This is a genomic window from Ruegeria sp. BG3, from assembly GCF_056538485.1.
The window spans coordinates 37,954-61,880 of sequence record NZ_JBQFTE010000003.1 but is presented as its reverse complement, the minus strand read 5'-3'; the positions used below and the strand labels follow the sequence as shown (position 1 = coordinate 61,880).

The following is a 23,927-nucleotide window of genomic DNA, read 5'->3' as shown; positions in this document are numbered from 1 at the left end:
CGCATGGTCCTTCGCGCTTACGCCATGGCCGAAAAGACCGAGGCCGCAGCACTCGCTGCGGCCTCTTTTTCGCTCTCAGATATCGAGAGTATGCTGTTTTTCCCAGTTCGAGAAGTGTGACACAAACGAGTTCCACTCCTGATGCTTCATCTTCAGGAAAGCGCTGGAGAACTCCTGCCCCATCATCTCTTTCAGTTCGGCGTCCTTGTCATATTCGCGCAGGCCGTCGAGCATGTTCAGCGGCAATTTGGGCGCGTCGGTGACCGTGTGACCTTCGGCATACATGTCGATGTCATAGCGCGGCCCCGGATCTGCCTTGTTGCGAATGCCCGACAATCCGGCGGCGATGATCACCGCCTGCAGCAGATATGGGTTCGCCGCCCCATCGGGCAGGCGCAGTTCGAACCGACCCGGGCCGGGGACGCGCACCATATGGGTGCGGTTGTTACCGGTCCATGTAACGGTGTTGGGCGCCCATGTGGCCCCTGACATGGTGCGCGGTGCGTTGATACGCTTGTAGCTGTTCACCGTCGGGTTGGTGATCGCCGCCAGCGCGCTGGCATGTTTCATGATGCCGCCGAGGAAGTATTTGCCCTGCTCGCCCAGACCAACCTCTCCGGTCGGGCCGTCGCCTTCGCCAGCAAAAACATTGGTCTTCGCATCCGCGCCCGGCGCGTCCCAGACCGAGATATGGGCATGGCAGCCATTGCCCGTCAGGCCCTCGACCGGCTTGGGCATAAAAGTCGCGCGCAGCCCGTGCTTCTCGGCCACGGATTTGGTCATGAACTTGAAGAAGGAATGCTTGTCGGCAGTTCTGAGAACATCATCGAATTCCCAGTTCATCTCGAACTGGCCATTGGCGTCCTCGTGATCGTTCTGATACGGGCCCCAACCTAGTTCCAACATGTAATCGCATATCTCGCGCACCACGTCATAGCGGCGCATCACGGCCTGCTGGTCATAACAGGGCTTTTCGGCGGTATCGAACGGATCGCTGATCTGTTCGCCATCGGGGGTCAGCAGGAAGAATTCGGCCTCGATGCCGGTTTTGACATGCAGGCCCATCTCGGCGGCTTCGTCGATCAGGCGGCGTAGCACGTTGCGTGGGGCCTGGGCCACATCCTGCCCCTCCATCACACAATTGCCTGCGACCCAGGCGACCTCGGGCTTCCAGGGCAGCTGGATCACCGAGGACGGGTCCGGTACGGCCAGCATGTCGGGATGCGCGGGGGTCATATCCAGCCACGTGGCGAAGCCGGCAAAACCGGCGCCCTCTTCCTGCATGTCGGCAATGGCTTGTGCAGGAACCAATTTGGCCCGCTGTCCACCGAACAGGTCGGTGAACGAAATCATGAAATATTTGACGCCTTTTTCCTTGGCGAAAGCTGCCAGATCTGTCGTCATGGTCGGCCTTCCTTTCCCTGTTTATCAATCCCAATAGAAGAAAGGCGCAGCCCCGTGGGCCGCGCCTTTCGAATGTCAGATCAGAACCCGGCCTTGCCCGGATACCAGTCGGTGCCTGCCAGGGGCACTTTTGCCATCGCAGCCGCCTCCATCGTCAGGGCACACAAGTCCTCGGGTTCGAGATTGTGCAAGTGATTGTGGCCGCAGGCCCGCGCGATGGTCTGCGCCTCAAGCGTCATGACCTTCAGGTAGTTGCGCAGCCGTCGCCCGGCATCGACCGGGTCAAGACGCGCGGCAAGCTCGGGGTCCTGAGTGGTGATACCCGCGGGGTCTTTCCCCTCGTGCCAGTCGTCATAGGCCCCGGTTGTGGTGCCCAGCTTCTGATACTCAGCTTCCCATTTCGGGTCGTTATCGCCAAGCGCAACCAGAGCCGCCGTGCCAATTGCCACCGCATCCGCGCCGAGTGCCATCGCCTTGGCCACATCCGCCCCGGTGCGAATGCCGCCCGAGATCACCAGCTGCACCTCGCGATGCACACCCAGATCCTGCAACGCCTGCACTGCGGGTCGGATACAGGCCAGCGTCGGAATGCCCACATGTTCGATGAACACATCCTGTGTGGCCGCCGTGCCGCCCTGCATGCCGTCCATGACAACCACATCGGCTCCGGCTTTTACCGCCAGTGCGGTGTCATAGTAAGGCCGCGTCGCGCCGACCTTGACGTAGATTGGCACCTGCCAGTTGGTGATTTCACGCAGTTCGAGGATCTTGATCTCAAGATCATCCGGCCCGGTCCAGTCCGGATGTCGGCAGGCCGAGCGCTGGTCGATCCCCTTGGGCAAGGTCCGCATTTCGGCCACGCGGTCGCTGATCTTCTGACCCAGAAGCATGCCGCCTCCGCCGGGTTTGGCCCCCTGCCCCACCACGATCTCGATCGCGTCAGCCTTGCGCAGGTCGTTGGGGTTCATGCCATAGCGCGAGGGCAGATACTGATAGACAAGTTTGCTGGAATGACCGCGTTCTTCAGGCGTCATGCCGCCATCGCCAGTCGTGGTCGAAGTACCCGCCGCTGATGCGCCGCGGCCCAAGGCCTCTTTCGCGGGGCCGGAGAGCGCACCAAAGCTCATCCCTGCGATGGTGATCGGGATATCCAGCTGGATCGGGTTCTTGGCAAAACGCGTGCCCAGCGTCACCGAGGTGTCACAGCGCTCGCGATACCCCTCCAGCGGATAGCGGCTAACGCTCGCCCCCAGAAACAGCAGGTCATCGAAATGCGGCACCTTGCGTTTGGCCCCACCGCCTCGGATGTCGTAGATACCGGTGGCCGCCGCGCGGCGTATCTCGGCGTTGATCGGGTTGGAAAAGTTCGCCGACTGGATCGGCACGGTGCGCGGGGTCTGATCGTCCATATCTTTCATACCCTTCATCCTTAGTAAGCGGCCGAGTTATCGACGTCGAAGTTATACAGCTTACGCGCCGAGCCATAGCGTTTGAACTCTTCCGGTTTGGCGTCGCTGCCTGCGCGGTCCAGCAGGTCCTTCAGGATCTCAAGATGTTCGGGGCGCATCTCTTTCTCGACACAGTCCGCGCCAAGGCTCTTGACCGAGCCGCGCACGAACAGACGCGCCTCGTAGAGGGAATCCCCCAGCGCATCGCCCGCATCGCCGCAGACCACCAGATTACCCGCCTGCGCCATGAAGGCCGACATATGGCCGATATTGCCATGCACCACGATGTCGATCCCCTTCATCGAGATCCCGCAGCGCGAGCTGGCATTGCCCTTGATCACCAACAATCCACCATGACCCGTGGCCCCAGCGTACTGGCTGGCATCGCCGTCGACGATCACCTGACCCGACATCATGTTCTCGGCCACGCCCGGCCCCACCGAGCCTTCGACCCGCACAGTGGCCTGTTGGTTCATGCCCGCACAGTAGTAGCCGGTCGAGCCCTTCACCGTCACCTCGATCGGCGCGTCCAGCCCGACCGCGATGGCGTGGCTGCCCTTGGGGTTCACCACCTGCCAGTTGGTCTGGTTGGTCTCTTTGCTCTGGTCCTGCAGGGCGGCGTTCAACCCGCGCAGGCCGTCGGCCTCAAGATCATAGGTCTGCATCTTACGCGGCCCTTTTGTTGGGAGTGTCTGTGTGGGACCAGAAGTAGACCGTCGCCGGCTCCGGCTCCCACACGCGGGCATCTTCAATGCCGGGCAGGTTCACCAAGGCGCGGTATTCGCTGCCGAAGGCCACATATTGATCGGTTTCCGCCATGACCGCCGGTTTGCAGGCTATCGGGTCACGGACAACGCCGAACCCGTCCTTGGTGCCAACGACAAAGGTGAAGAACCCGTCCAGATCCTCAAGGCTGCTTTCCAGCGCCTCGCCCAGAGACGCGCCATTCATCATTTTCCACGTCAGATAGGCGGCGCCGACCTCGGTGTCGTTCTCGGTTTGGATGTGCACGCCCTCACGGCGCAGCTTGCGCCGCAATGAGTTATGATTGGACAGCGATCCGTTGTGCACCAGACACTGATCATCCCCGGTGTTGAACGGGTGCGCACCCATCGTGGTCACCGCTGATTCAGTGGCCATTCGCGTGTGGCCGATCCCATGCGTTCCGGTCATGCCGCTCAGCTCAAAACGAGCGGCAACATCTTTGGGCAGACCGACCTCCTTGTAGATCTCAAGGCTTTCTCCGCGGCTCATGATCCGGACCGAGGGGCGGATTTCGGCAAGCGCAGCGCGCGCGGCCTCGAACTGATCGCCGGGGATATCCAGCACCGCATGTGTGTCGTTGATCGTCTGGGTCACGGACGTGTTCAGGCGTTGACCCAGCTCATCCGCCAGACCGGCGAAGTCCTGTTCGGGGTTTGCAGACTGAACGGTGACTTTTGTAGTGCCCTGAGATGGTTCGCCATAGATCGCGATACCAGCGCTGTCTGGTCCACGGTCGGTCATGGTGATCAGCATATCCGTCAGCATCTCACCCAGCTTGGGCGACAGTGACTGGTCTTTAAGGAATAGTCCGACAATTCCGCACATGGCAGACAGCTCTCCTTGCGTGTTTCGTTGCGCGTCTACGCTAGCAACAAAACATCGGGTCCTCAATAACTATAGGAAATGTTTTTTCCTTACAGGCAAATTTTGCCCAATTTCTGAGCGCTCCCTTACAAGCCACGGCAAGAGAGCCCGGCCAACATAGCTGTAGGCCTAGCCAATTGATTATCAGCACTCTGACAAAAGGCGGATCAGCTTGTCTGAGGGTAGCTTATCACCGACAGATACCGTGCCGGCAGGCTGACCAGTCGCTCCGGTCCATGCGGCGCATCCGCGTCGAAGAACAGAGTATCACCGGGTTTCAACGGATAAACCTGATCACCATGGCGATAGTCCACCTCACCCTCCAGCATATAGATCGTTTCAATCCCGCCATGCTGAAATGTTGGAAAAACATCCGACTCCGCGGTCAGAGTGATCAGATAAGGCTCAACAATCACGCCCGAACCATTGGCGCCTAGATGGCCGAGAAGGTTGTATTGGTGATGCGCCCGTGTGCCTTCGCGCTCTAACTCGACGCCTTCACCGGCCTTGGTGTGGACAGCGTCGCGACGCTCTTCAAACCGGCGAAAAAAGCTGGTCAGCGGAACTGACAGCGCATCGGCCAGCAGTTGCAGCGTGGTCAGCGAAGGCGACGTGTTTCCGTTTTCGATCTTGGATAACATCCCGATCGAAAGGCCGGTTACCTGCGCCAGCTCGGCAACAGTTGTGTTCTGTTGCTTGCGAAAGGCCCGAACCTCGCGACCGATGGCCACTTCCAGAACCTTTTCCCGGTCACCAGACCGGATCGAATGAGGATCCTGCGTGAGTTTCATCATAGAGGCTCTGTCGTTTGGGTTGGCCGTCATATCCACTGCCCTTGCTACAAGTGTTTGAGCCTGTTCGGCAAGGCGCTGAGCCTGCAAGTTGGATAGCGAAGCCTTTGGCGAAAGTCTATTGCCCGCCAAAGGGCAGGAAGAGTTGAGGGCATTGCCAACCTCCAACGCCTGATGAGCGTGCATTGGATCGCGCGCAGTCACCTCCAAAAACGTGACACGTTCGGCAGCGGCGACCGCTCAATCTTGTGTCGTGGCTTCTATGCGTTTAGCCAATCGAACGGGGAGATCACGCGGGCGCCAGGAAATGCCTTAAGAACATCTGCCTCGGCTTCTTTCAGGAAAACCAGTTTGATATTTGCCCCCGCATCCATCGTCGCATAGGCGGCAAGTCCATCTTTGCGGGCCTGCCACAAACGATGCAGGATCACCCAGCTTTGATGTGAAAGGTAGGTCAGCGCGGGACGCGCGGCTTGCATGGTCGCGTGCATGGCCAACGCATTCGCCTCGGCCGTTTGGCCCAGGGTTTCAAAGTCTCTCTCAATGACCGCTTGCTCGATGGTCTTGCAGTCCCGCTCGGCCATCTCGGGCCAGCTGGAAAATAGAGGGCTGGTATCGACCGTGTGGTTCATTCCATCGCGGGACGAGTGCAGTTTCGGGCCTGTGTCCACCTCGACGATCGCAATGCGGAAATCCGGCCATACAAGGTCAAGCGGCACGCCGTGGCTATCGCCGCCGTCATCGCGCTCGCCCTTGTTCCAGCGCACAAAGCCGTGCCAGAGCGAACGGGTTGCGCTACCACTGCCCAATCGGGCGATCAGACTCATGTCCTGTGTTTGCAGGTCCAACCCGAAACTGCCGCATAGCGCGCGGGTCAACGCAGCAAAGCCTGAGGCGGAAGATGCCAGCCCGGCCGCCGTCGGGATTGTGTTTCTGGTCGAGATCATCAGCGGAACATCGCGGCCGCCGCGAAACAAATCCGCAAACGCAAGCGCCTTGCACGCGAACTCCGAGGTCGGCGGCAGAGGCTGACCGTCCAGCAAGACCTGATCCGACCCGCTCTGGGATGGCTCGACAGTTGTGTGGGACCCCCACTCCGCCAACGAGATCGACAAGGAACTGTTGAGCGGCAGATTCAACGCTCTGTCCCGTTTGCCCCAGTATTTCGACAACGCGATGTTGCTTGGGGCATAGGCGCTGAAGCTTCGAGCCTCGTCCGCGTCTCGCATCGCTTGGTCAATGAGGGTCTGAACGGCGTCAGTCATGTATGATCAGTCCTTCGCTGGCCAGTTTCACCGGAGTGAACCCGTCAGGCGGCGCTCCTAGGGCCAGAACGCAATCGCCCAAGCCGGAGCCTGATATCTTGGCCGCCATGACACCTTCGGCCTGTCGGGCCGAATTGATGATCCGCTCCAAAGTTTCGTCGCTCACACCCAAATTCTCCATCCGGGTTTGATAGCGTGTCAGGGCGTCTGCAAACGCCCCCCAATCGCAGTCCTTCGCGGCGCTGATGGCGTGATCGGCCAAGCCGCCCATATCCGCATAGAGTGATTTGAACTTGGCTTCTCTTCCGATCATCCGCTCCGCAACCTTTTGCAAGACAACCGAAGTGGGGGTCTTGTAGCCGCAGTATCGCAGGCTGATCGTCGGAGGGTGAGGCAGTGCCACCATCTCTGGATTTGGCGGGGCGCGATAGGCCAACATACCGCCTTGCAAACTGGCGGCCAAATCGGCGCCACTGCCGCGGCCCTGAATGTCCTGAATGATCTGGTAGGCCTTGGAGTGAATACCGTGCAGCGGCTGACCCGTGACGGTCAGAACGACCCCCAGAGCGACGATGGTCACGGCGGCGGACGACCCCATCCCAAGCGTCGGGTCAATCTCCGACGAGATCGAGATATCCATCCCTGCGTCAATCGCATCCCTGTGCATTGCGATTGCAGCAAGGACAAACTTGTAGGGCCCTGCAGCTTGAACCTGATCCAAGTCTACCGTTTGCGTTTCGGCAATGTCAGAGGAAAGACGCACCAATTGATCGGTACGTCGTCGCAGCGTCACCGTTAGTCTTTGTTCAATGGCGGCCACGATGGCTCTAGAGCCATAAACGACTGCATGTTCTCCGGTCATCATGACCGATCCCGGTGCGCTGGCCCGTATCACGAGTTGGCCCCGTCTGTGCTGTCTCCAGGGGCCTTGCCCAACGCTGCACCTGTCGAGGCCAGACGCAACGCGGACCATTGCATCTGAGGATAGTCCGACATGAAATCGGCCATTTTGCCGTGGTCCTCCATATGCACCAGAACCACCCCACCGGAATCACCGCGCACAGACCCCGCACCGCAGATTTTGGCCGCGCCGCCAATGCCTTCGATCTCTCTTATGAACGCTTGGCAGAGGTCAGGCACGACACCGATCATCTCCAGCAATCGCTGGTTTTCGGAAATCGCATCGTCCGGGTCATTCCCCGAGGCAATCGCAGTCAAAAAAGCGGTCGTACAATCGCCAAAGCGCTGCCAGAGAGCGTCGTTCTGCGCGTGTTCGGCTTTAACCGCACTAACACATTCGCCTGTGCTGCTTTCGGGCCGGCCGTGCTGGATCCAATACCACCCCTTACCCGTCAGCAAACCATGATCCGTAGATAATTCCGGCGCCGCGATACCGGTTTCGCCTGCACGAACAAGGCCACCTCGGACGACTGACGCGGCATCAATAGGCCCCGCGCGCCCATGTTTGAGACGCTCGCAAAACCGGACCCGTTCATATCTTTCTTCAAGCGTTTTGGGCCGCTCCAACAGGTTTTCAAACAACACCGTTGTTGCCGCGACGATGGCCGCAGACGAGCCCATACCCGCACCAATCGGCAGCTCTGACCGACTGGCCAGCTGTCCGGGCGCCAGTTTGCTGTTCATCGCACCAATGCCGGGGATCGTGGACCCGGGCGTTGCGAGGTTGTCATGTAACAGTGAGGCCAGAGTATAGACCGCCAGATCATCGGGACGTGTGAGGATCTTGTGGACATCCAACTCACCGCGCGCGAATTTATCAAAGCGTTGATCCAGTGACGATTTGAACTGAGACAACAATTTCAGAGGGTAGTATTCGCCCGAAGACAGGTTCTCGAACGCGGTCTTCAAGCCTTCACCCAAACCTAGAGGCTGAAACGACACTTCGGTATAGCGGGCCACGGCCATTGCCAGCGCGGGCATGCCGTACAGAACCGAATGCTCCCCGGACAGGATCAGCTTTCCGGGCGCGTGGGCCCAGACTTTTTCATGCGGTGCGGTCAACGTAGATGCGCTTGTTGTCGTCAATGCTTGCCAGTCTGTAGCGCCCTTTAGCCTCGTCGGGCATGGGCGTATCTGTCCCGTCCTCGCCATTCCTCGCGTGCCAGAGGGCAACATATTCATCATATGAGACGGCGGTCCGGTCCTCCAGAATTTTCCGGTGGCGAGGGGCAAACAGATGGTCTTGGTAGCCTTCAACCACCTTGGCGTCAAAGAACTCGCCCGATGCGCCGGACCCATAGGAAAACAGCCCTAAGGACTTACCCGTCAGATCGCTTTCACTGTTCTCCAGCGTGGACAGGATCGAAAGGTACATCGACGCGGTATAGCTGTTCCCGACCTGACGGTTGTAGATCATCCCCGGCAGGGCGGCCTGCATATTGGCCTCGGCTTTTGCCTCTTTCGCCAGACGCAGATGCGCCTTCTCGCCCATACGCGAGAATGGCAGATGATAGCAGAACTGCGCAAACCCATCGTACGGCAAGCCGCCATTTGCCTGATAGTCACGCCAGGACTCCACCAGCGCCCCGAGATAGCGCAGCGCCGAGTATTTACCGTCAACCAAGGGTGTGCGCCGGTGGTTGGGGCGCCAGAAATCCATGATGTCTTCGGTAAACAGGCCCGAGACTGTTCCGATCTCCAACAGCGTCGGGTCAGCCGTGACCAGCATCGCAACGGCTGAGGCCCCTTGCGTCGCCTCCCCCGAGCTGTCCAAATCATAGCGCGCGATATCCGAGGCGATCACGAGCACTTTTCGATCCGGCTTGCGTGCCACATGGGCACAGGCCATTTGCAGGGCGGCGGTGGCAGAATAGCAGGCCTGCTTCAGTTCCACATTGCGCAGGTTCGTAGGCAGCCCCAGAAGCCGCTGCACATAGATACCCGCCGATTTCGACTGGTCGATCCCTGTTTCCGTCGCAAACAGGATGGTGTCGATCCCGTCTGCTCCGAATTGATCAATGATCGGCTTCGCGGCCTCGGCGGCCATGGTCACAACGTCTTCGTCATGCCCCGGCATGGCGATCTTTTCCTGTCCGATCCCGCGTGAGAACTTGGCAGGATCGATGCCGTGATGCTGGGCCAGAGTGTCCAGCGAAATATAGCGATGAGGCGTAAAAAAGCTCATCGCGCTGATACCAGTAGAGATTACCAAAACTTTGACCTTGATCGGATCAGTGAGACATTTGCCTTCAGCTGAGATACATCGGCGCAGCCCAAAAGAAACATCGCCGTCTGAAATTCGCGACGTAACTTTTCGATTTGCCGGATGACCTGCTCGCGGGACTCCTGCGCTGCGGCCAAAAACGGCGCGGCCATTCCGCACAGATCTGCGCCCAGAATGATAGATTTGGCCATGTCCACACCGTCTCGTAAACCGCCGCTGGCGATGAGTGTTGTTGGATCGGTCTTTTTGACCAAGACGTCCCGAGTTTCAAGCAGACTTTCGACCGTCGTCAGGCCCCAATCCTGAAAAACCAACCCCAGATCGTCCTTCTCGTCCGCACGGCGGTGATATTCGATCCTGCTCCAGGACGTACCCCCACGACCAGCCACGTCGAAATGGCGTATACCGGCGTCATAGGCCAGCTCGACATCAGGGCCGGACAGCCCGGCACCAACCTCTTTGATCAGCACGGGCACCGGCATGTTCGAAACGAGATCAGAGATCTTGCCAGACAGGTTGGAAAAGTCGCGATCCCCTTCGACCTGCACGGCCTCTTGCAACGGATTGAGGTGCAGATACAGCCCGTCGGCTTCAAGCGCCTGAACGGCCTGAAGGCAGTGGTCTGTATCTAGCCCTGCGTTCAACTGCACAGCGCCGATATTGCCGATCAACGGTATTCTTGGCGCGGCATCACGCAGTTGAAAACTACCCCTCGAGGTAGGATCCGCGAATAACACACGCTGCGAGCCGACGGACATCGCCACCCCGGTCGCCTCGGCCGCCTCAGCAAGGTTGCGATTGATCCTTGCGATCTCGTCCCCGGTTCCGCCCGTCATCGACGAAATCAGCAGCGGAAAGCTGAGCGGCTTGCCTAGGAATTGGGCACCGGTGTCGACCGCATCCAGATCCAGCTCAGGCAGGGCGCGATGGGTCAAAGAGATCGCGTCAAACCCGCTGCGCCCGCGTTCGACATCGGGGTCCTCCAGAACGGCGCGCAGATGGTCCAGCTTTCGCCCGGCCACACTGCGGTCGGCTGGTTTGGGCTTGGTCATCGTTCCAGTTCCATATGGGTGCGCACCAGCTCTCCGGGATTGGTTTGCGCGGCCATCAAAGACAGCTCACCGCACAGCACAGCACCGGCACAGATGCCAGCCAGCCGACGGGCGTTTTCACCCGCCTCGCGTTCCTCTTTGCACCCCATCACGCGCAGGCTTTCTTCGACCTGTTCATTGCCTTTTCCCGCCCCGACCGAACCGACGATCAGGTTCGGCAAGGTGCATGAGAAATACAGGTCTTCACCGCGCGCCTCGCAATGAACGATACCTTGGCTGCCCTCAATGATATTCGCGGCGTCCTGTCCCGTTGCCAGATAGAAGGCCAGCAGAATGTTTGCGAAATGCGCATTGGCGCTGCGCAGAGATCCCGCAAGATTGCCGCCAATCAGGTTCTTTTCGAGATTGAGCGTGACTATCTGCTCGGGCGTGGTGCGCAACATGCGCCGCAGCAGTCGACCCGGAATTTCCACTTCGGCAATGACGTATTTGCCCCGCCCCAAAAGCCCGTTCGCAGCGGATGCCTTTTTGTCGGTACACAAGTTGCCCGAGATCGACGCGTAGGCCAAATGCGGCTGGTCATCCAAGACCCAATTCAGCACCGCCTCGGCCGCCTTGGTCACCATATTGTGACCCGAGGCATCCCCGGTGGAACACTCAATACGAATAAACAGCAAGTTCCCAGCGATCTGGCGATTCAGCTTGATCAGGCGGGCAAAGCGGCTGGTCGAGTAGATGATCTCAGCCACCTTGTCCGTCTGCGCCTCGATCCGTTGCCAGGCTTGATGCGCCGAGGCCGCGTCCTGCGCACGCACGGCGATGGAGCGCGTCATCCGCTCATCAACCAGGGTGACCTGAATGCCGCCTGCGTGCCTTGAAACACCCGCACCGCGCGCGGTGGAGGGCCATAAGGGCGTCTCGAATGTCGCCAGTGGGACGCTGACCTCACCGGACACCAGATCCCCCCTGAACAGAATCGGCCCGACCCATTGGGTTGGAAGCGGGGTCACGAACGTAGATTTGGCGCGCACCTGGTTACCCTTTTCAGTTTCGGTCGACAAAAGCATCTGATCCGATGAGGGGTATCACCAGACCAAAGGGCCAATGTCAAACCGCGAAAGCCAAACATAACGGCCATCGCGGCAATCCCAACGGGTAAACTCATCCCGCATCGGCGACATGATGTCGTCGCGCTCGCTTACAGTAGCTACAATCAGCCCTCGGACAGGCGGGACGACAGGACCTCGATCCCTTGGACCAAATCGTCATAGGTGTTGCGATCGGCCATGTACTCTCGCAATTGCTGGTTCAGCCCGCCCGGCGTGTTTAGGGATTCGACAAGATCGGCCATCGCGTTCTCGGTCTCCATCGGCGCGGCCATGATCGACCCTCCGATCAACAGACGCAGGAATTTCTCAGCCTCACGGGCACTGCCGGTTTTGCGGCCCAGCCAGTCAATCCCGACAGCCAGCGATTTCGCTACAACCGATAGCAGGGCCTGAGCGGCCAGAAACTCGTTGAAATCACTCTCGGACTTCATGGTGATAACGGTGTTCGAACCACCATAGAGGGCCTCAATCGTTGGCGACGCAGGAAAGACCAGAACCGGAGATCCGCCCGAGGCAATGGACGGGAACGGGATCATCAGCGTCTCGAACGTGGCCGGTGCAACGAGGGCCTGAACTTGTTGCGGCGAGATACCAACCATGAACGAGATCACCCGCTGGCCTTCGCGAAACTGCAGCTCTGACAGCATCGCCTCGGCCTGTTCGGCGGTCGATCCGACAAAGACCACGTCACTGGCATCCAAGACACCCTGATTGTTAGCCACGGTCACATTGTCGAAGCGAGCCGACAGCTCGGATGAGTTGGCCCGGCTTCTTTCGCTGATAACAATGTCATACCCATCGCTGACCAAACCTTCGGCGCAGGCCCGCGCAATGGTTCCAAACCCAAGATAGCCAAGCCTCATGTTTGCCTCCTGTTTTCCGGCAAGTGGTCGAGTCGCCCCGTTGATCGCTCTATTCGCCACCGCACGCAAACCAATTCTCCACCGACCAGACATCAAACGGACGGAACGGACGGGTTCTTGCCCTGAACGATTGACGATCAGTTTCCCTGATGCTCAAAAGCTTGAATGATAAAGAACCAAATCACTCTCAAACAGCTCGAAGCCTTCACCTTCGTAGTCGATATGGGAACCTTCCGCGCCGCGGCCAACGCGCTTGCGACGACACAGCCCAATATCTCGTCACGCATCGCCACGCTGGAAGAGGCGTTGGGCACAAAGCTATTGTATCGCGATGCAGGCTCCGTGCGTCTGACAGCGAAGGGAGAGGCGCTGTTGGAAAAAACCAGAACGGTTCTCCGCGCGACCGAAGCTTTGCTGGAAGAGGCCGACCGACAAGATCTGATTCAGGAGCGGTTGCGTCTTGGCGTCACCGAATTGGTCGCCTGCACATGGCTGCAGGACTTTCTGCGGAGCCTCAAACGACACTATCCCAATCTGAGCGTCGAGCTTGTGGTGGACCTGTCCGGCACGATCGATGAAAAGCTGCTGGAGGGGCAGCTTGATCTTGCGGTGCAGAACGGCCCGTTCAAAACAGACTTGGACGGGACAAGGGAACTGACCGGCGAAGACTATGTGTGGGTGGCCAACGCGACACTCGCCTCAGCCTTACCCGACGGGCGCAGCGTCGACCGGTTTTTTGCATTCTCCGTTCTGACCCATGCTCGCCACACAATTGCAGGGCACAGCTTGCACGCGATGGCGCAGGACCGCGGGCTAGACGCGCAGAAAATCGTGCATTCGAACGCTTTGTCAGCCTGCGTTCCGATGGTCTCAGAGGGTCTCGGGATCGCGTTGCTGCCGCGCCCTCTGGTCCAGCGCGAGATCGTCTCAGGTGCGTTGTTGGAACTCGACTCCGACTGGACAGCCGAACCGCTGCGGTTTTTCGCCCGCTACGACCGGGCGCGGGCCGCACGTTTTGTGGAACATGCGGCGGAAATCGCCGCGCAGCTCAGGCCACACGAACGATAAATAAATTTGATCAGGAGTAGAAATTAAAGCAATTTGATTTTTCGTCCCGAGCTGGGTTTTAGTCGCGTTTGATGGGTACTCTTTCAAACGGGCACGGGCATGACCTCACACTCTATCCGATTGGGCGTTGATATCGGCGGCACCTTTACCGATGTCGTTCTGGAAAAGGATGGACAGACGTTTTCAACCAAAGTGCTGACAACCTATGCCGCACCGGAAAACGCAATCATCGACGGGATGCAGCAGGTTTGCGCTAAGGCCGGGATCACTCCGGGTCAGATTGACCAGATCATCCACGGCACCACGCTTGCGACCAACGCTCTGATCGAACGCCGGGGGGCGAAAACGGCGCTGATCACAACGGAAGGGTTCCGCGATGTGATCGAAATGCGCACCGAAAGCCGGTTTGAGCAGTACGACCTGAACCTCAAACTGCCTGACCCGCTGCTGCCACGCCACATGCGCTTTACCGTTCCCGGCCGCGTCGATGCGCGCGGCGAGGTTCTGGTCGATCTGACCCGCGCCGATGTCGAAGCGGTGGTGGACAAGATTGCGCAAGCTGGGTTTGAATCGGTGGCGGTAGGGTTGATCCACTCCTACCTCAACCCGGCCCATGAGCATCTGGTGCGTGAGGTTCTGGCCGAGAAACTGCCTGACGTTTCGGTCTCGATCTCGTCCGAGGTTTCGCCTCAGATGCGCGAGTATGAACGGTTCAACACGGTGGTTGCCAACGCCTATATCAAGCCACTGATGGCCTCATACCTGGGCAGGCTCGAGGATCAATTGCGCGCGCAAGGCGTCAAATGCCGGATCTTCCTGATGCATTCGGGTGGCGGCATCATCTCAATCCAGAATGCGGCCGATTTCCCGGTGCGGCTGGTCGAAAGCGGCCCCGCTGGAGGTGCGGTTTTCGCGGCCCATATCGCGGCACGCTACGGGTTGGACAAAGTGCTAAGCTTTGACATGGGTGGCACCACGGCCAAGATCTGCCTGATCAAGAACCAGACCCCCAAAACCAGCCGCGTGTTTGAGGTCGCGCGGACCTATCGGTTCAAGAAAGGCTCGGGCATGCCGATTTCGATCCCGGTGATCGACATGGTAGAGATCGGCGCGGGCGGCGGCAGCCTGGCTCATGTGGACGGGATGCGCCAGATCCGCGTGGGTCCGGAAAGCGCGGGGTCCGAGCCCGGCCCGGCCTGCTACGGACGCGGTGGCACGCGCCCCGGTGTGACGGACGCTGATCTGGTTCTCGGCAAGCTGGACCCGAGCAATTTCGCCGGTGGCTCGATCGTTTTGCACCCGGACGACTCCAGATCCGCGCTGACCGAGTACGTTGGCAGTACGCTGGACATGGACCCGATTGAATCCGCCTTTGGCGTGGCTGAGGTGGTGGACGAAAACATGGCCAACGCCGCACGTGTTCACGCCGTCGAGAATGGCGAGGACCTGAGCGAATACACCATGATCGCTTTTGGGGGCGCGGCCCCTCTGCACGCTGGGCGTCTTTGCGAAAAGCTTGGGGTCGAACGCCTGCTGGTCCCGCCGGGGGCCGGGGTCGGCTCGGCCATCGGCTTCCTGCGCGCGCCTTTCAGTTTCGAGGCCAACCGCTCGGTCTATATGAAGCTCAGCGATTTCGACGCGGGACGGATCAGGCAGCTCTTGTCCGATCTGAGGGACGAAACAACGGGCTTTGTGCGAACCTGCGATGCGACCAGCCCGATCCGGACCGATTTCAAAGCCTATATGCGCTATTCCGGTCAGGGCTGGGAAATCCCGATCGAGCTGACCGAAGATCAGGCGATGAACCCCGACGCGGCCGCCTATCAGGCCCGGTTCGAGGAAGGCTATACCAAGCTTTTTGGCCGCCCGGTCGCGGGCATGGATATCGAGATCACCGTCTGGTCCGTAAACGCAAGCACCCCGCCCGAAGAGGTCGCGCCGATTGCCGTCACGGGCGCAACAGGCCCGGCCATGTCCGACGGCACGCGACAGGTCTTTGACGCTGCATCCGGTCGCTATCTAGACGCTGATACTGTCGACCGCGCAAGCATGCAGACGGGGCAGCGCGCCCAAGGGCCCGCAATCGTAACCGAGGATGAAACAACCATCGTTGTCCCCGCCAGTCGGGACGCCATCCGCCAGCCCGATGGCTGTATCGACGTTGTGACAAAAGGAGCCGCGTGATGAGCAACGAGCAGTCCAAAGTCACCTATCAGGTCATGTGGAACCGTCTGATCTCGGTTGTTGAGGAACAGGCGCAGGCGTTGGTTCGGACGGCGTTCTCAACCTCGGTCCGCGAGGCCGGGGACCTGTCGGCGGGGGTCTACGACACGCACGGGAACATGCTGGCGCAGGCTGTGACCGGTACGCCGGGCCATGTGAACGCGATGGCAGATGCGGTTGCACATTTCATTCGCCGAATTGGCCGGCAGAACATGCATGAAGGCGACGTCTACATCACCAATGACCCGTGGGAGGGTACAGGCCACCTACATGACATCACTATGGTCACCCCATCCTTTCGCAAGGGCGCATTGGTCGGGTTCTTTGCCTGTACCGCGCATATCGTGGATATCGGCGGGCGCGGCTTCGGGGCGGATGCTCAAAGCGTCTATGAGGAAGGGCTGTACATCCCGATCATGAAGTTTGCCGACCGTGGCGATGTGGATGAAACGCTGGTGCGCCTCATTCGCGGCAATGTGCGCGAGCCGGATCAGCTTATCGGAGACATCTACGCTCTGACCACCTGTAACGAGATCGGCCATCGCCGCCTGATCGACATGATGGAGGAGTTCGACCTCGAAACCCTCGATGGGATCGCCGCGTTCATCCTCGACAACTCCCGCCGAGCGACGCTGGAGCGTATCGCTGCCCTACCTCAGAAAACCGCTGAGGGTGAAATGACGATGGACGGGTTTGATACTCCGATCACGTTGAAGGTCAGGATCAGCGTCGAAGGCGACAGGATCGTGACCGATTTCTCCGGCACTTCGGGGGTGGACAAGAAGGGGATCAATTGCCCGCTGGTCTATACCAAGGCCTATGCCTGCTACGCGCTCAAGGTCGCGATTGCGCCCGAGATCCCTAATAACGCGGCATCATTGGCCCCGTTTGAGGTCACCGCACCTGAGAACACCATCGTGAATGCACTGCACCCGGCTCCGGTCGCGCTGCGCCATATCGTGGGCCATTTCGTGCCCGATGCGGTCTATGACGCGTTCGACAAGATTGTTCCCGGCCTTGTCCCCGCCGAAGGTGCGGGCTGTCTGTGCAACTTTCAGGTTAGCCTGCGCCCCCGGACCGATGCTCCGGCCCCTAAAGGCGCCCGCCGGTCCGAAGTGCTGACCTTCAACTCGGGCGGGTCCGGCGCGCGGCCGGAACATGATGGGATGAACGCCACCGCCTTCCCTTCGGGCGTCATGACCATGCCGATTGAAGCCACCGAACACGCAGGCCCCGTCATCATCTGGCGCAAAGAACTGCGACCCGACAGCGGAGGTGCCGGGAAAACGCGCGGCGGGCTGGGTCAGTATATGGAGGTCGGCGCGCAAGAGGGGCACGAGTTCGACATTCAGGCCATGTTCGACCGCAGCCAGCACCCTGCGCGCGGTCGCCGTGGCGGAGGAAATGGGGCACCAACAACCATTGCCCAGGACGACGGATCCGACATGCGGGTCAAAGGTAAACAGTTTGTACCACACGGGCGCAAAGTCGTGATGGCGTTCCCCGGCGGTGCTGGCTACGGTGACCCGTCGGAACGGTCAAAACGGATGGTGAAGCGTGATCTGGCGCTCGGCTATATTTCAGACGAAACAGCATCGCGCGACTATGGCTTGACGGCATCCGAGATCTCTCAGATCCACCGTGCCGTTGCAAAAGGAGAATACGAATGAGCAACCAAAGCCCGGCCCGGCAAAGCTATGACGTGGTGATCATAGGCGGTGCGATCATGGGGGCCTCGACCGCTTGGTTCCTGTCGGACAATACCGATTTCAATGGCTCGGTTCTGGTGATCGAACGCGACATGACCTTCGCCTCATGTTCGACCGGGCATACGAATTCCTGTATCCGGCAGCAATTCTCAGCCGAGCTGAACGTGCAGATCAGCCAGTTTGCCGCCGACTTCGTGAAGAAACTGCGCGGCTATATGGGCGGAGACGACCGGGTACCGGAGCTTTCGATCCATTCCTTTGGCTACATGTATCTGGCCGACAACGAAGGCTTTGCCGACGTGCTGCGCGAGAACCAGAAGGTGCAGTTGGCGGCAGGTGCGGCAACGCAGCTGATGAACGCGGATGAGATCAAGGCGGCCTATCCGTTCTACAATGTCGATGACATCGTTCTGGGCTCGATCAATCTGGTTGACGAAGGCTATTTCGACGGCGCGGCCCTCGATCACTGGTGGCGGCGGCAAAGCCGCGAGCGTGGAGTCGAATGGATCCAGAACGAAGTCGTCGAGATCACCCGAAACGCCTCAGGCACCAAGGTCAAAAGCGTCACACTCGCCTCGGGCGAAGTTATTGCGTGCGGACAGGTGGTCAACGCATCCGGCCCTCGGGCGGCCAGAACCGCGCAGATGGCTGGGATAGACGTGCCGGTTGAACCTCGCAAACGCTATTCCTGGATTTTCAAGGCCGAACAGCCACTGGACCGCGACCTTCCGCTGACCATTGACCCTTCGGGCGTTCATGTGCGCGAGGTCGGAGGCGGCACGTATCAATGCGGTGGGCATTCCGACATCGACCCGGCGGTGGATTTCGATGATTTCAACATGGACCACGCCTTCTGGGAAAACCACGTCTGGCCCGTCCTCGCCACCCGTATCCCGCAATTTGAAGCAATCAAGCTTCAAAGCGAATGGGCAGGTCACTATGCGATGAACACCTTCGATCACAATGCAATCATGGGTCCGCATACCGAGCTGTCGAACTTCATCTTCCTGAACGGTTTCTCGGGCCACGGGTTGCAGCAATCTCCGGCGATGGGGCGTGGCACGGCCGAGTGGCTGACCTATGGCGAATACCGCGCGCTTGATCTGACGCCCTTCAACTACGAACGTATCCCGGCAGGACAACCAATCATCGAAAAGGCAGTGATCTGATGGAGCTAACACCCAACCGTTTCACCCATGCAATCGCAAATGGCGACATACAAGTTGGTGTGTGGGTCAGCCTGTGCAGTAACACTGCAGCCGAAGTCATAGCCACAGCAGGCTATGACTGGGCGCTGATCGACATGGAGCACAGCGCGAACGACTATCACAGCGTGTTGTCGCAGCTGCAGGCCTTTGAGGCGTATCAGACCACCGCACTTGTCCGCGTCGAATGGAATGACGCGGTGGTGGTCAAACGCCTGCTTGACCTCGGCGCACCGGGGCTTCTGTTTCCAATGATCCAATCCGTGGAAGAAGCAGAACGCGCGGTCGCGGCCACGCGCTATCCCCCGCGCGGGGTTCGTGGGATGGCAGGCGCAAGCCGCGCAACGGGTTTTGGGCGGATCAAGGACTATGTGACGCGCTGCGAAGACGAGCTGACGGTTCTGCTGCAAGTGGAATCCCGCGCCGCCTTGGAACAGGTCGAAGCCATCGGCACTGTCGATGGTGTCAGCGGCATCTTCTTCGGTCCGGCGGATATCGCCGCCGATCTTGGGCATGTCGGCAATACCATGCATCCCGAGGTCTGGTCCGAGATCAGAAAAGCCGCGCAGAAACTGATCGCACGCGGGGTTCCCGTTGGCACCCTGGTCACCGACCCGGCCTTTGCGGCCGAGCTGTTGAATGAAGGGTTCACCTTCGTTGCCAATGCCATTGATACCGGCCTTCTGGCGCGCGCGGCAGACGCGACTCTGGCCCAGACGAAAGATCACCTGAAATGAGCTTTGCCGCCTCGCGCCTTGCATCCGTGAAACCCTCGGCCTCGGCTTGGGTCAGCCAGGCCGCGAAAGAGGCCCGCACGCGGGGTGAGGATGTCATTGATCTGGGCCTCGGAGAGCCCGATTTCGACACACCCGACCACATCAAGGAAGCCGCGCATCAGGCTGCTCTGGCGGGCGAGACCAAATACCCACCCACGAACGGCACCCTGACCATGCGGCAGGCTGTTGTCGAAAAGTTGCAGCGCGAGAACGATCTGACTTACGCCCCCGATGAAGTTATCGTGTCGAACGGGGCCAAGCAGGTGCTGTTCAACGCCTTCATGGCGACGCTGGAGCCGGGCGACGAAGTTGTCCTCTGCGCGCCTTACTTTGGGCAGTACAAGGACATTGTGCTGATCCTCGGCGGTACGCCTGTGACCATCGAATGCCCGACTGAGGACGGTTTCCGCCTGACCCCCGACAGGCTGGCCGACGCGATCACACCCAAAACTCGCTGGCTGCTGCTGAACCAACCGTCGAACCCCTCGGGCGCAGTCTATTCGGACGCTGAGATTGCGGCCCTATGCGCGGTACTGGAACAATACGACCGTATCCTGATCCTGTCTGATGAGATCTACGAACACATTCTGTTCGACAATCGCGTCTTCCGGTCTTTCGCCGCCCTGTGCCCGACGCTAAAAGATCGAACGCTGACGGTAAACGGGGTCTCCAAGGCCTATGCAATGACCGGGTGGCGCATCGGCTATGGCGCAGGCCCGAAAGAGCTGATCGCAGCAATGACCAAGGTACAAAGCCAGATTTCCTCAGGCGCTTGCTCGATCGCACAGGCCGCAGCGGCGGCTGCTTTGAACGGACCGCAGGATGAGGTGCGCCGTTTCTGTGCCGCGTTCGAGGCTCGTCGCGACCTTGTGGTCGAACGCATCCGCGACATTCCCGGCCTGACGCTCGACCCGCCGGGCGGAGCGTTCTACGGTCTGATCGGCTGCGATGGCCTGATCGGGGCCACGACGCCCGACGGCGCAACCCTGACCTCGGATGCAGATGTGACCGCCTATCTTCTCAGCGCGGCTGGTGTGGCGGCTGTTCCGGGCAGCGCCTACGAGCTGTCGCCCTTTTTCCGCATCTCGACTGCCGCGTCCGAAGACGTTCTGAACACGGCCCTGAACCGCATCTCCGATGCCGTTGCCAATCTGAAAGGAGTTCGCCCATGAAGAAACTAGTCCTCACCGGCGCAGCGGGGCGGCTTGGATCATACTTGCGTGGACCGCTGTCGAAACTATGCGACGAACTGGTCTCCTCGGACATCGCCGACAGCGTGCCCAAGCTCGCGCAGAACGAAAGCTACGTGAAGGCCGACCTTGCCGATCTTGCAGCCATGACAGAGCTGCTGGAAGGCGCGGATATGGTGGTTCATTTCGGCGCCATCGCGGATGAGGCCCCGATGGATGTGCTGTGGGGCCCGAATTTCTACGGCGCCTATACCGTGTGGGAGGCCGCCCATCGCAACAACCTGCGGCGGGTGGTCTATGCCTCGTCGATCCATGCAGTCGGCATGCACAAAAAGACCGATTTCATCAGCATCGACGCGCCACACAGACCAGACACGTTCTATGGGCTTGCCAAATGCTTCGCCGAAGACCTCGCATCGCTTTACTGGGACAAGCGCGGGCTCGAGGCTGTTTGCCTGCGCATTCTGTCCTGCGCGCAGGTCACGAACAGTCGCGCGGTGGGAACGTGGCTCAGCTATGATGATCTGATCCATATGGTGGAACAGGCGATCAAGACCCCGGTCACCGGTTTAAGCATCGTCTATGGCGTGTCCGACAATGACCGCGCGCCCGTCGACAACTCCAAGGCGCGGCATCTGGGTTTCCGGCCCAGGGACAATGCCGAGCAATTCGCCGATGAGATCTTTGCCAAAGACGGCCCGCTTGACCCACTTGATCCCGCCAACATCCACCACGGTGGCCCATTTGCAGCCGTTGATCTGGGCAGCAGTGGTATGGCGCATCTGAACCTGAACGCAGACGATACGGCGAAGGAGTAACCATTAGTGCCGTCTTCCAAGTCTCTTTATGTCCTAATCGAACCGGTCCTTTTTCTCTGAATACACCAGTTGCCGTGGGAGCATCGCAATGAGCAACGATCCACTTCTGCACCCATACCAGTTGAAACACCTCACCCTGCGCAACCGGATCATGACCACAAGTCATGAACCCGCCTATCCCGAAGACGGTATGCCCAAGGATCGCTACCGCGCATATCATGCGGAACGCGCCAAGGCCGGTGTTGCGCTGGCGATGACGGCCGGATCGGCCTGTGTGTCTAAAGACAGCCCTCCGGCGTTCAACAACGTTTTGGCTTATCGTGACGAGGTGGTGCCTTGGATCAAAAACCTCACGGACGAGCTACACGATCACGGCTGCGCAGTGATGATCCAGCTGACCCATCTGGGCCGCCGTACCGGTTGGAGCAAAGGGGATTGGCTGCCCTCGGTCGCACCGACGCATCATCACGAAACCGCGCATCGCTACAATCCCAAACTCATGGAGGATTGGGACATCGCGCGGGTCATTCAGGAATATGCCGATGCGGCCGAACGCATGAAGGCAGGCGGCATGGATGGACTGGAAATCGAGTGCTACGGCCACCTGCCCGACCAGTTCTGGTCACCACTAACGAACGAACTTGAGGGGCCATTTGGTCCGCAAACGCTGGAAAGCCGCACGCGTTTCGCGCGAGAGGTTCTGGCCCGCATGCGCGAAAAGGTGGGTGATGAGTTCCTTCTGGGCGTTCGGTTCTCGATGGACGAAACCACCCCTGGCGGCGTGAGTGAGGAAGAAGGTTTCCGCATCGCGCGTCTTCTCAGGGATGAAGGGCTGGTCGATTTCCTCAACGTGACGCGCGGTCGGATTGACAGTGATGCCGCACTGTCAAAAGTGATCCCGCTGCAGGGGTCGCCCTCTGCGCCGCACCTGGATTTCGCGGGCCGGATGCGGGCCGAGATCGGCCTGCCCACCTTCCACGCCGCCCGCATTCCGGATGTTGCCACCGCCCGCCACGCCGTGGCCGAAGGACGTCTGGACATGGTGGGCATGACGCGCGCCCATATGGCCGACCCGCATCTGGTGCAAAAGATCATTGAAGGGCGCGAGGATGATATCCGGCCCTGCGTCGGTGCCACCTACTGCCTCGATCGTATTTACGAAGGTGGCGAGGCGCTGTGCATCCACAATGCCGCAACCGGGCGCGAGCTGACGATGCCGCATCTGATCCCCGTGGCCGAGACCCCGCGCAAGGTTGTGGTCATCGGCACTGGCCCCGGCGGGCTGGAGGCCGCGCGGGTTGCTGCCGCCCGCGGTCATGACGTGACGGTGTTCGAGGCCGCCTCGGACCCCGGTGGGCAGATACGTCTGACCGCGCAGTCCCAAAGGCGGCGCGAGATGATCGGGATTATCGACTGGCGCATGGCTCAATGCGCCGCGCGGGATGTGAGTTTTCACTTCAACACCTGGGCCGAGGCCGAGGACGTCACCGCGCTGAACCCGGATCTGGTCATCGTGGCGACCGGCGGGCTGCCTCAGATGCGGCTGTATGAGCGGATGGAGGATCTGCCCCATGTCATCACCTCGTGGGACATTCTGTCGGGTGACGTGAAAGCCTCGGGCGATGTGTTGATCTTTGACGAGGCTGGCGATCACGCTGGGCTGCAGGCCGCCGATATTGCGGCAGACACCGCGCAGGTCGAAATCATGACCCCTGACCGCAGCTTTGCCCCCGATGTGATGGGGCTGAACCTCACGCCGTATCTGACCAACCTGCAAGACAAGGACGTGACCGTAACCGTGGCGCGCCGCCTTAAAGGCGTGCGGCGGGATGGAAACCGCCTGATCGCCGAGATTGGATCGGATTACAGCGCGAAAGTGCAGGACCGGCCCTATGACCAGATCATTCTAAACTATGGCACATTGCCGAATGCCGATCTGTATTTCGACCTCAAGCCCCTGTCGTCGAATCTGGGACAGGTCGACCACGAGGCGCTGATCACCGGCCAGCCGCAAAACCGTGTTGCCAACCCCGAGGGCCGGTTCCAGCTGTTCCGCATCGGAGACGCCGTCGCCGCGCGCAACACGCACGCGGCGATTTACGATGCCCTTCGTCTGTTGAAAGACCTTTGACAGGGGGCTTTCTGGACCAATGACGTAAACAGTCGATCTTCGAGCATGCTTCTTTCACAGCA

At 59.8% G+C, this 23,927-nt stretch carries 20 protein-coding genes; 8 read left to right on the top strand and 12 right to left on the bottom strand.

Going from position 1 to position 23,927, the window contains the following annotated elements; genetic code table 11:
- Positions 1–75: 75 nt before the first annotated feature.
- From glnT to ACR0AI_RS06255, 12 genes are all read right to left on the bottom strand, one after another.
- Positions 76–1,404 carry a type III glutamate--ammonia ligase gene (gene glnT / locus ACR0AI_RS06310; RefSeq protein WP_480672489.1) on the bottom strand — a complete coding sequence of 443 codons (1,329 nt, stop codon included), beginning with the start codon at positions 1,402–1,404 and terminating at the stop codon, positions 76–78.
- An 80-nt stretch (positions 1,405–1,484) separates the two neighbouring features.
- On the bottom strand, positions 1,485–2,813 hold the full coding sequence (locus tag ACR0AI_RS06305) for an FMN-binding glutamate synthase family protein (protein ID WP_480672868.1): 1,329 nt from the start codon (positions 2,811–2,813) through the stop codon (positions 1,485–1,487).
- Positions 2,814–2,833: 20 nt separating this feature from the next.
- Positions 2,834–3,517, bottom strand: coding sequence for a protein GlxC (locus ACR0AI_RS06300; protein WP_480672487.1), 684 nt, complete (start codon positions 3,515–3,517; stop codon positions 2,834–2,836).
- A gap of 1 nt (position 3,518) precedes the next feature.
- The gene (locus tag ACR0AI_RS06295) at positions 3,519–4,442 is read right to left on the bottom strand and encodes a class II glutamine amidotransferase (protein ID WP_480672485.1); all 924 of its coding nucleotides are present in this window, start codon (positions 4,440–4,442) and stop codon (positions 3,519–3,521) included.
- A gap of 206 nt (positions 4,443–4,648) precedes the next feature.
- Positions 4,649–5,275 (bottom strand): helix-turn-helix domain-containing protein, encoded by a 627-nt coding sequence (locus ACR0AI_RS06290; RefSeq protein ID WP_170639778.1) that lies wholly within the window; start codon positions 5,273–5,275, stop codon positions 4,649–4,651.
- Between the two features lie 257 nt (positions 5,276–5,532).
- Positions 5,533–6,537, bottom strand: coding sequence for a diphosphomevalonate decarboxylase (gene mvaD / locus ACR0AI_RS06285; RefSeq protein ID WP_480672483.1), 1,005 nt, complete (start codon positions 6,535–6,537; stop codon positions 5,533–5,535).
- On the bottom strand, positions 6,530–7,432 hold the full coding sequence (locus tag ACR0AI_RS06280) for a mevalonate kinase family protein (RefSeq protein WP_480672481.1): 903 nt from the start codon (positions 7,430–7,432) through the stop codon (positions 6,530–6,532). Before ACR0AI_RS06280 ends, mvaD begins: the two co-directional genes overlap by 8 nt.
- Positions 7,429–8,559, bottom strand: coding sequence for a mevalonate kinase family protein (locus ACR0AI_RS06275; protein ID WP_480672479.1), 1,131 nt, complete (start codon positions 8,557–8,559; stop codon positions 7,429–7,431). The genes ACR0AI_RS06280 and ACR0AI_RS06275 overlap by 4 nt, the downstream gene beginning before the upstream one ends.
- Positions 8,543–9,709: a hydroxymethylglutaryl-CoA synthase gene (locus tag ACR0AI_RS06270; protein ID WP_480672477.1), complete on the bottom strand. Its 1,167-nt coding sequence runs from the start codon at positions 9,707–9,709 to the stop codon at positions 8,543–8,545. The genes ACR0AI_RS06275 and ACR0AI_RS06270 overlap by 17 nt, the downstream gene beginning before the upstream one ends.
- Positions 9,703–10,773 carry a type 2 isopentenyl-diphosphate Delta-isomerase gene (fni, locus tag ACR0AI_RS06265; RefSeq protein ID WP_480672475.1) on the bottom strand — a complete coding sequence of 357 codons (1,071 nt, stop codon included), beginning with the start codon at positions 10,771–10,773 and terminating at the stop codon, positions 9,703–9,705. Before fni ends, ACR0AI_RS06270 begins: the two co-directional genes overlap by 7 nt.
- Positions 10,770–11,804 (bottom strand): hydroxymethylglutaryl-CoA reductase, encoded by a 1,035-nt coding sequence (locus ACR0AI_RS06260; RefSeq protein WP_480672473.1) that lies wholly within the window; start codon positions 11,802–11,804, stop codon positions 10,770–10,772. Before ACR0AI_RS06260 ends, fni begins: the two co-directional genes overlap by 4 nt.
- Before the next feature lie 182 nt (positions 11,805–11,986).
- Positions 11,987–12,745, bottom strand: coding sequence for an NAD(P)-binding domain-containing protein (locus ACR0AI_RS06255; RefSeq protein ID WP_480672471.1), 759 nt, complete (start codon positions 12,743–12,745; stop codon positions 11,987–11,989).
- Positions 12,746–12,910: 165 nt separating this feature from the next.
- Here ACR0AI_RS06255 and ACR0AI_RS06250 point away from each other — a divergent pair, with 165 nt between their 5' ends.
- The 8 genes from ACR0AI_RS06250 to ACR0AI_RS06215 all read left to right on the top strand — a co-directional run bounded on the left by ACR0AI_RS06250 (position 12,911) and on the right by ACR0AI_RS06215 (position 23,865).
- On the top strand, positions 12,911–13,813 hold the full coding sequence (locus ACR0AI_RS06250; protein ID WP_480672469.1) for a LysR family transcriptional regulator: 903 nt from the start codon (positions 12,911–12,913) through the stop codon (positions 13,811–13,813).
- 99 nt (positions 13,814–13,912) lie between these two features.
- On the top strand, positions 13,913–15,997 hold the full coding sequence (locus ACR0AI_RS06245; protein ID WP_480672467.1) for a hydantoinase/oxoprolinase family protein: 2,085 nt from the start codon (positions 13,913–13,915) through the stop codon (positions 15,995–15,997).
- Positions 15,997–17,706 carry a hydantoinase B/oxoprolinase family protein gene (locus ACR0AI_RS06240; protein ID WP_480672465.1) on the top strand — a complete coding sequence of 570 codons (1,710 nt, stop codon included), beginning with the start codon at positions 15,997–15,999 and terminating at the stop codon, positions 17,704–17,706. The genes ACR0AI_RS06245 and ACR0AI_RS06240 overlap by 1 nt, the downstream gene beginning before the upstream one ends.
- Positions 17,703–18,914, top strand: coding sequence for an NAD(P)/FAD-dependent oxidoreductase (locus ACR0AI_RS06235; protein ID WP_480672463.1), 1,212 nt, complete (start codon positions 17,703–17,705; stop codon positions 18,912–18,914). The genes ACR0AI_RS06240 and ACR0AI_RS06235 overlap by 4 nt, the downstream gene beginning before the upstream one ends.
- Positions 18,914–19,687, top strand: coding sequence for an HpcH/HpaI aldolase family protein (locus tag ACR0AI_RS06230; protein ID WP_480672461.1), 774 nt, complete (start codon positions 18,914–18,916; stop codon positions 19,685–19,687). Before ACR0AI_RS06235 ends, ACR0AI_RS06230 begins: the two co-directional genes overlap by 1 nt.
- The gene (locus ACR0AI_RS06225) at positions 19,684–20,898 is read left to right on the top strand and encodes a pyridoxal phosphate-dependent aminotransferase (RefSeq protein ID WP_480672459.1); all 1,215 of its coding nucleotides are present in this window, start codon (positions 19,684–19,686) and stop codon (positions 20,896–20,898) included. Before ACR0AI_RS06230 ends, ACR0AI_RS06225 begins: the two co-directional genes overlap by 4 nt.
- The gene (locus ACR0AI_RS06220; RefSeq protein WP_480672457.1) at positions 20,895–21,734 is read left to right on the top strand and encodes an NAD-dependent epimerase/dehydratase family protein; all 840 of its coding nucleotides are present in this window, start codon (positions 20,895–20,897) and stop codon (positions 21,732–21,734) included. Before ACR0AI_RS06225 ends, ACR0AI_RS06220 begins: the two co-directional genes overlap by 4 nt.
- Before the next feature lie 88 nt (positions 21,735–21,822).
- Complete coding sequence (locus tag ACR0AI_RS06215; RefSeq protein ID WP_480672455.1) at positions 21,823–23,865, top strand: oxidoreductase; 2,043 nt, start codon at positions 21,823–21,825, stop codon at positions 23,863–23,865.
- The last annotated feature ends 62 nt before the right edge of the window (positions 23,866–23,927 follow it).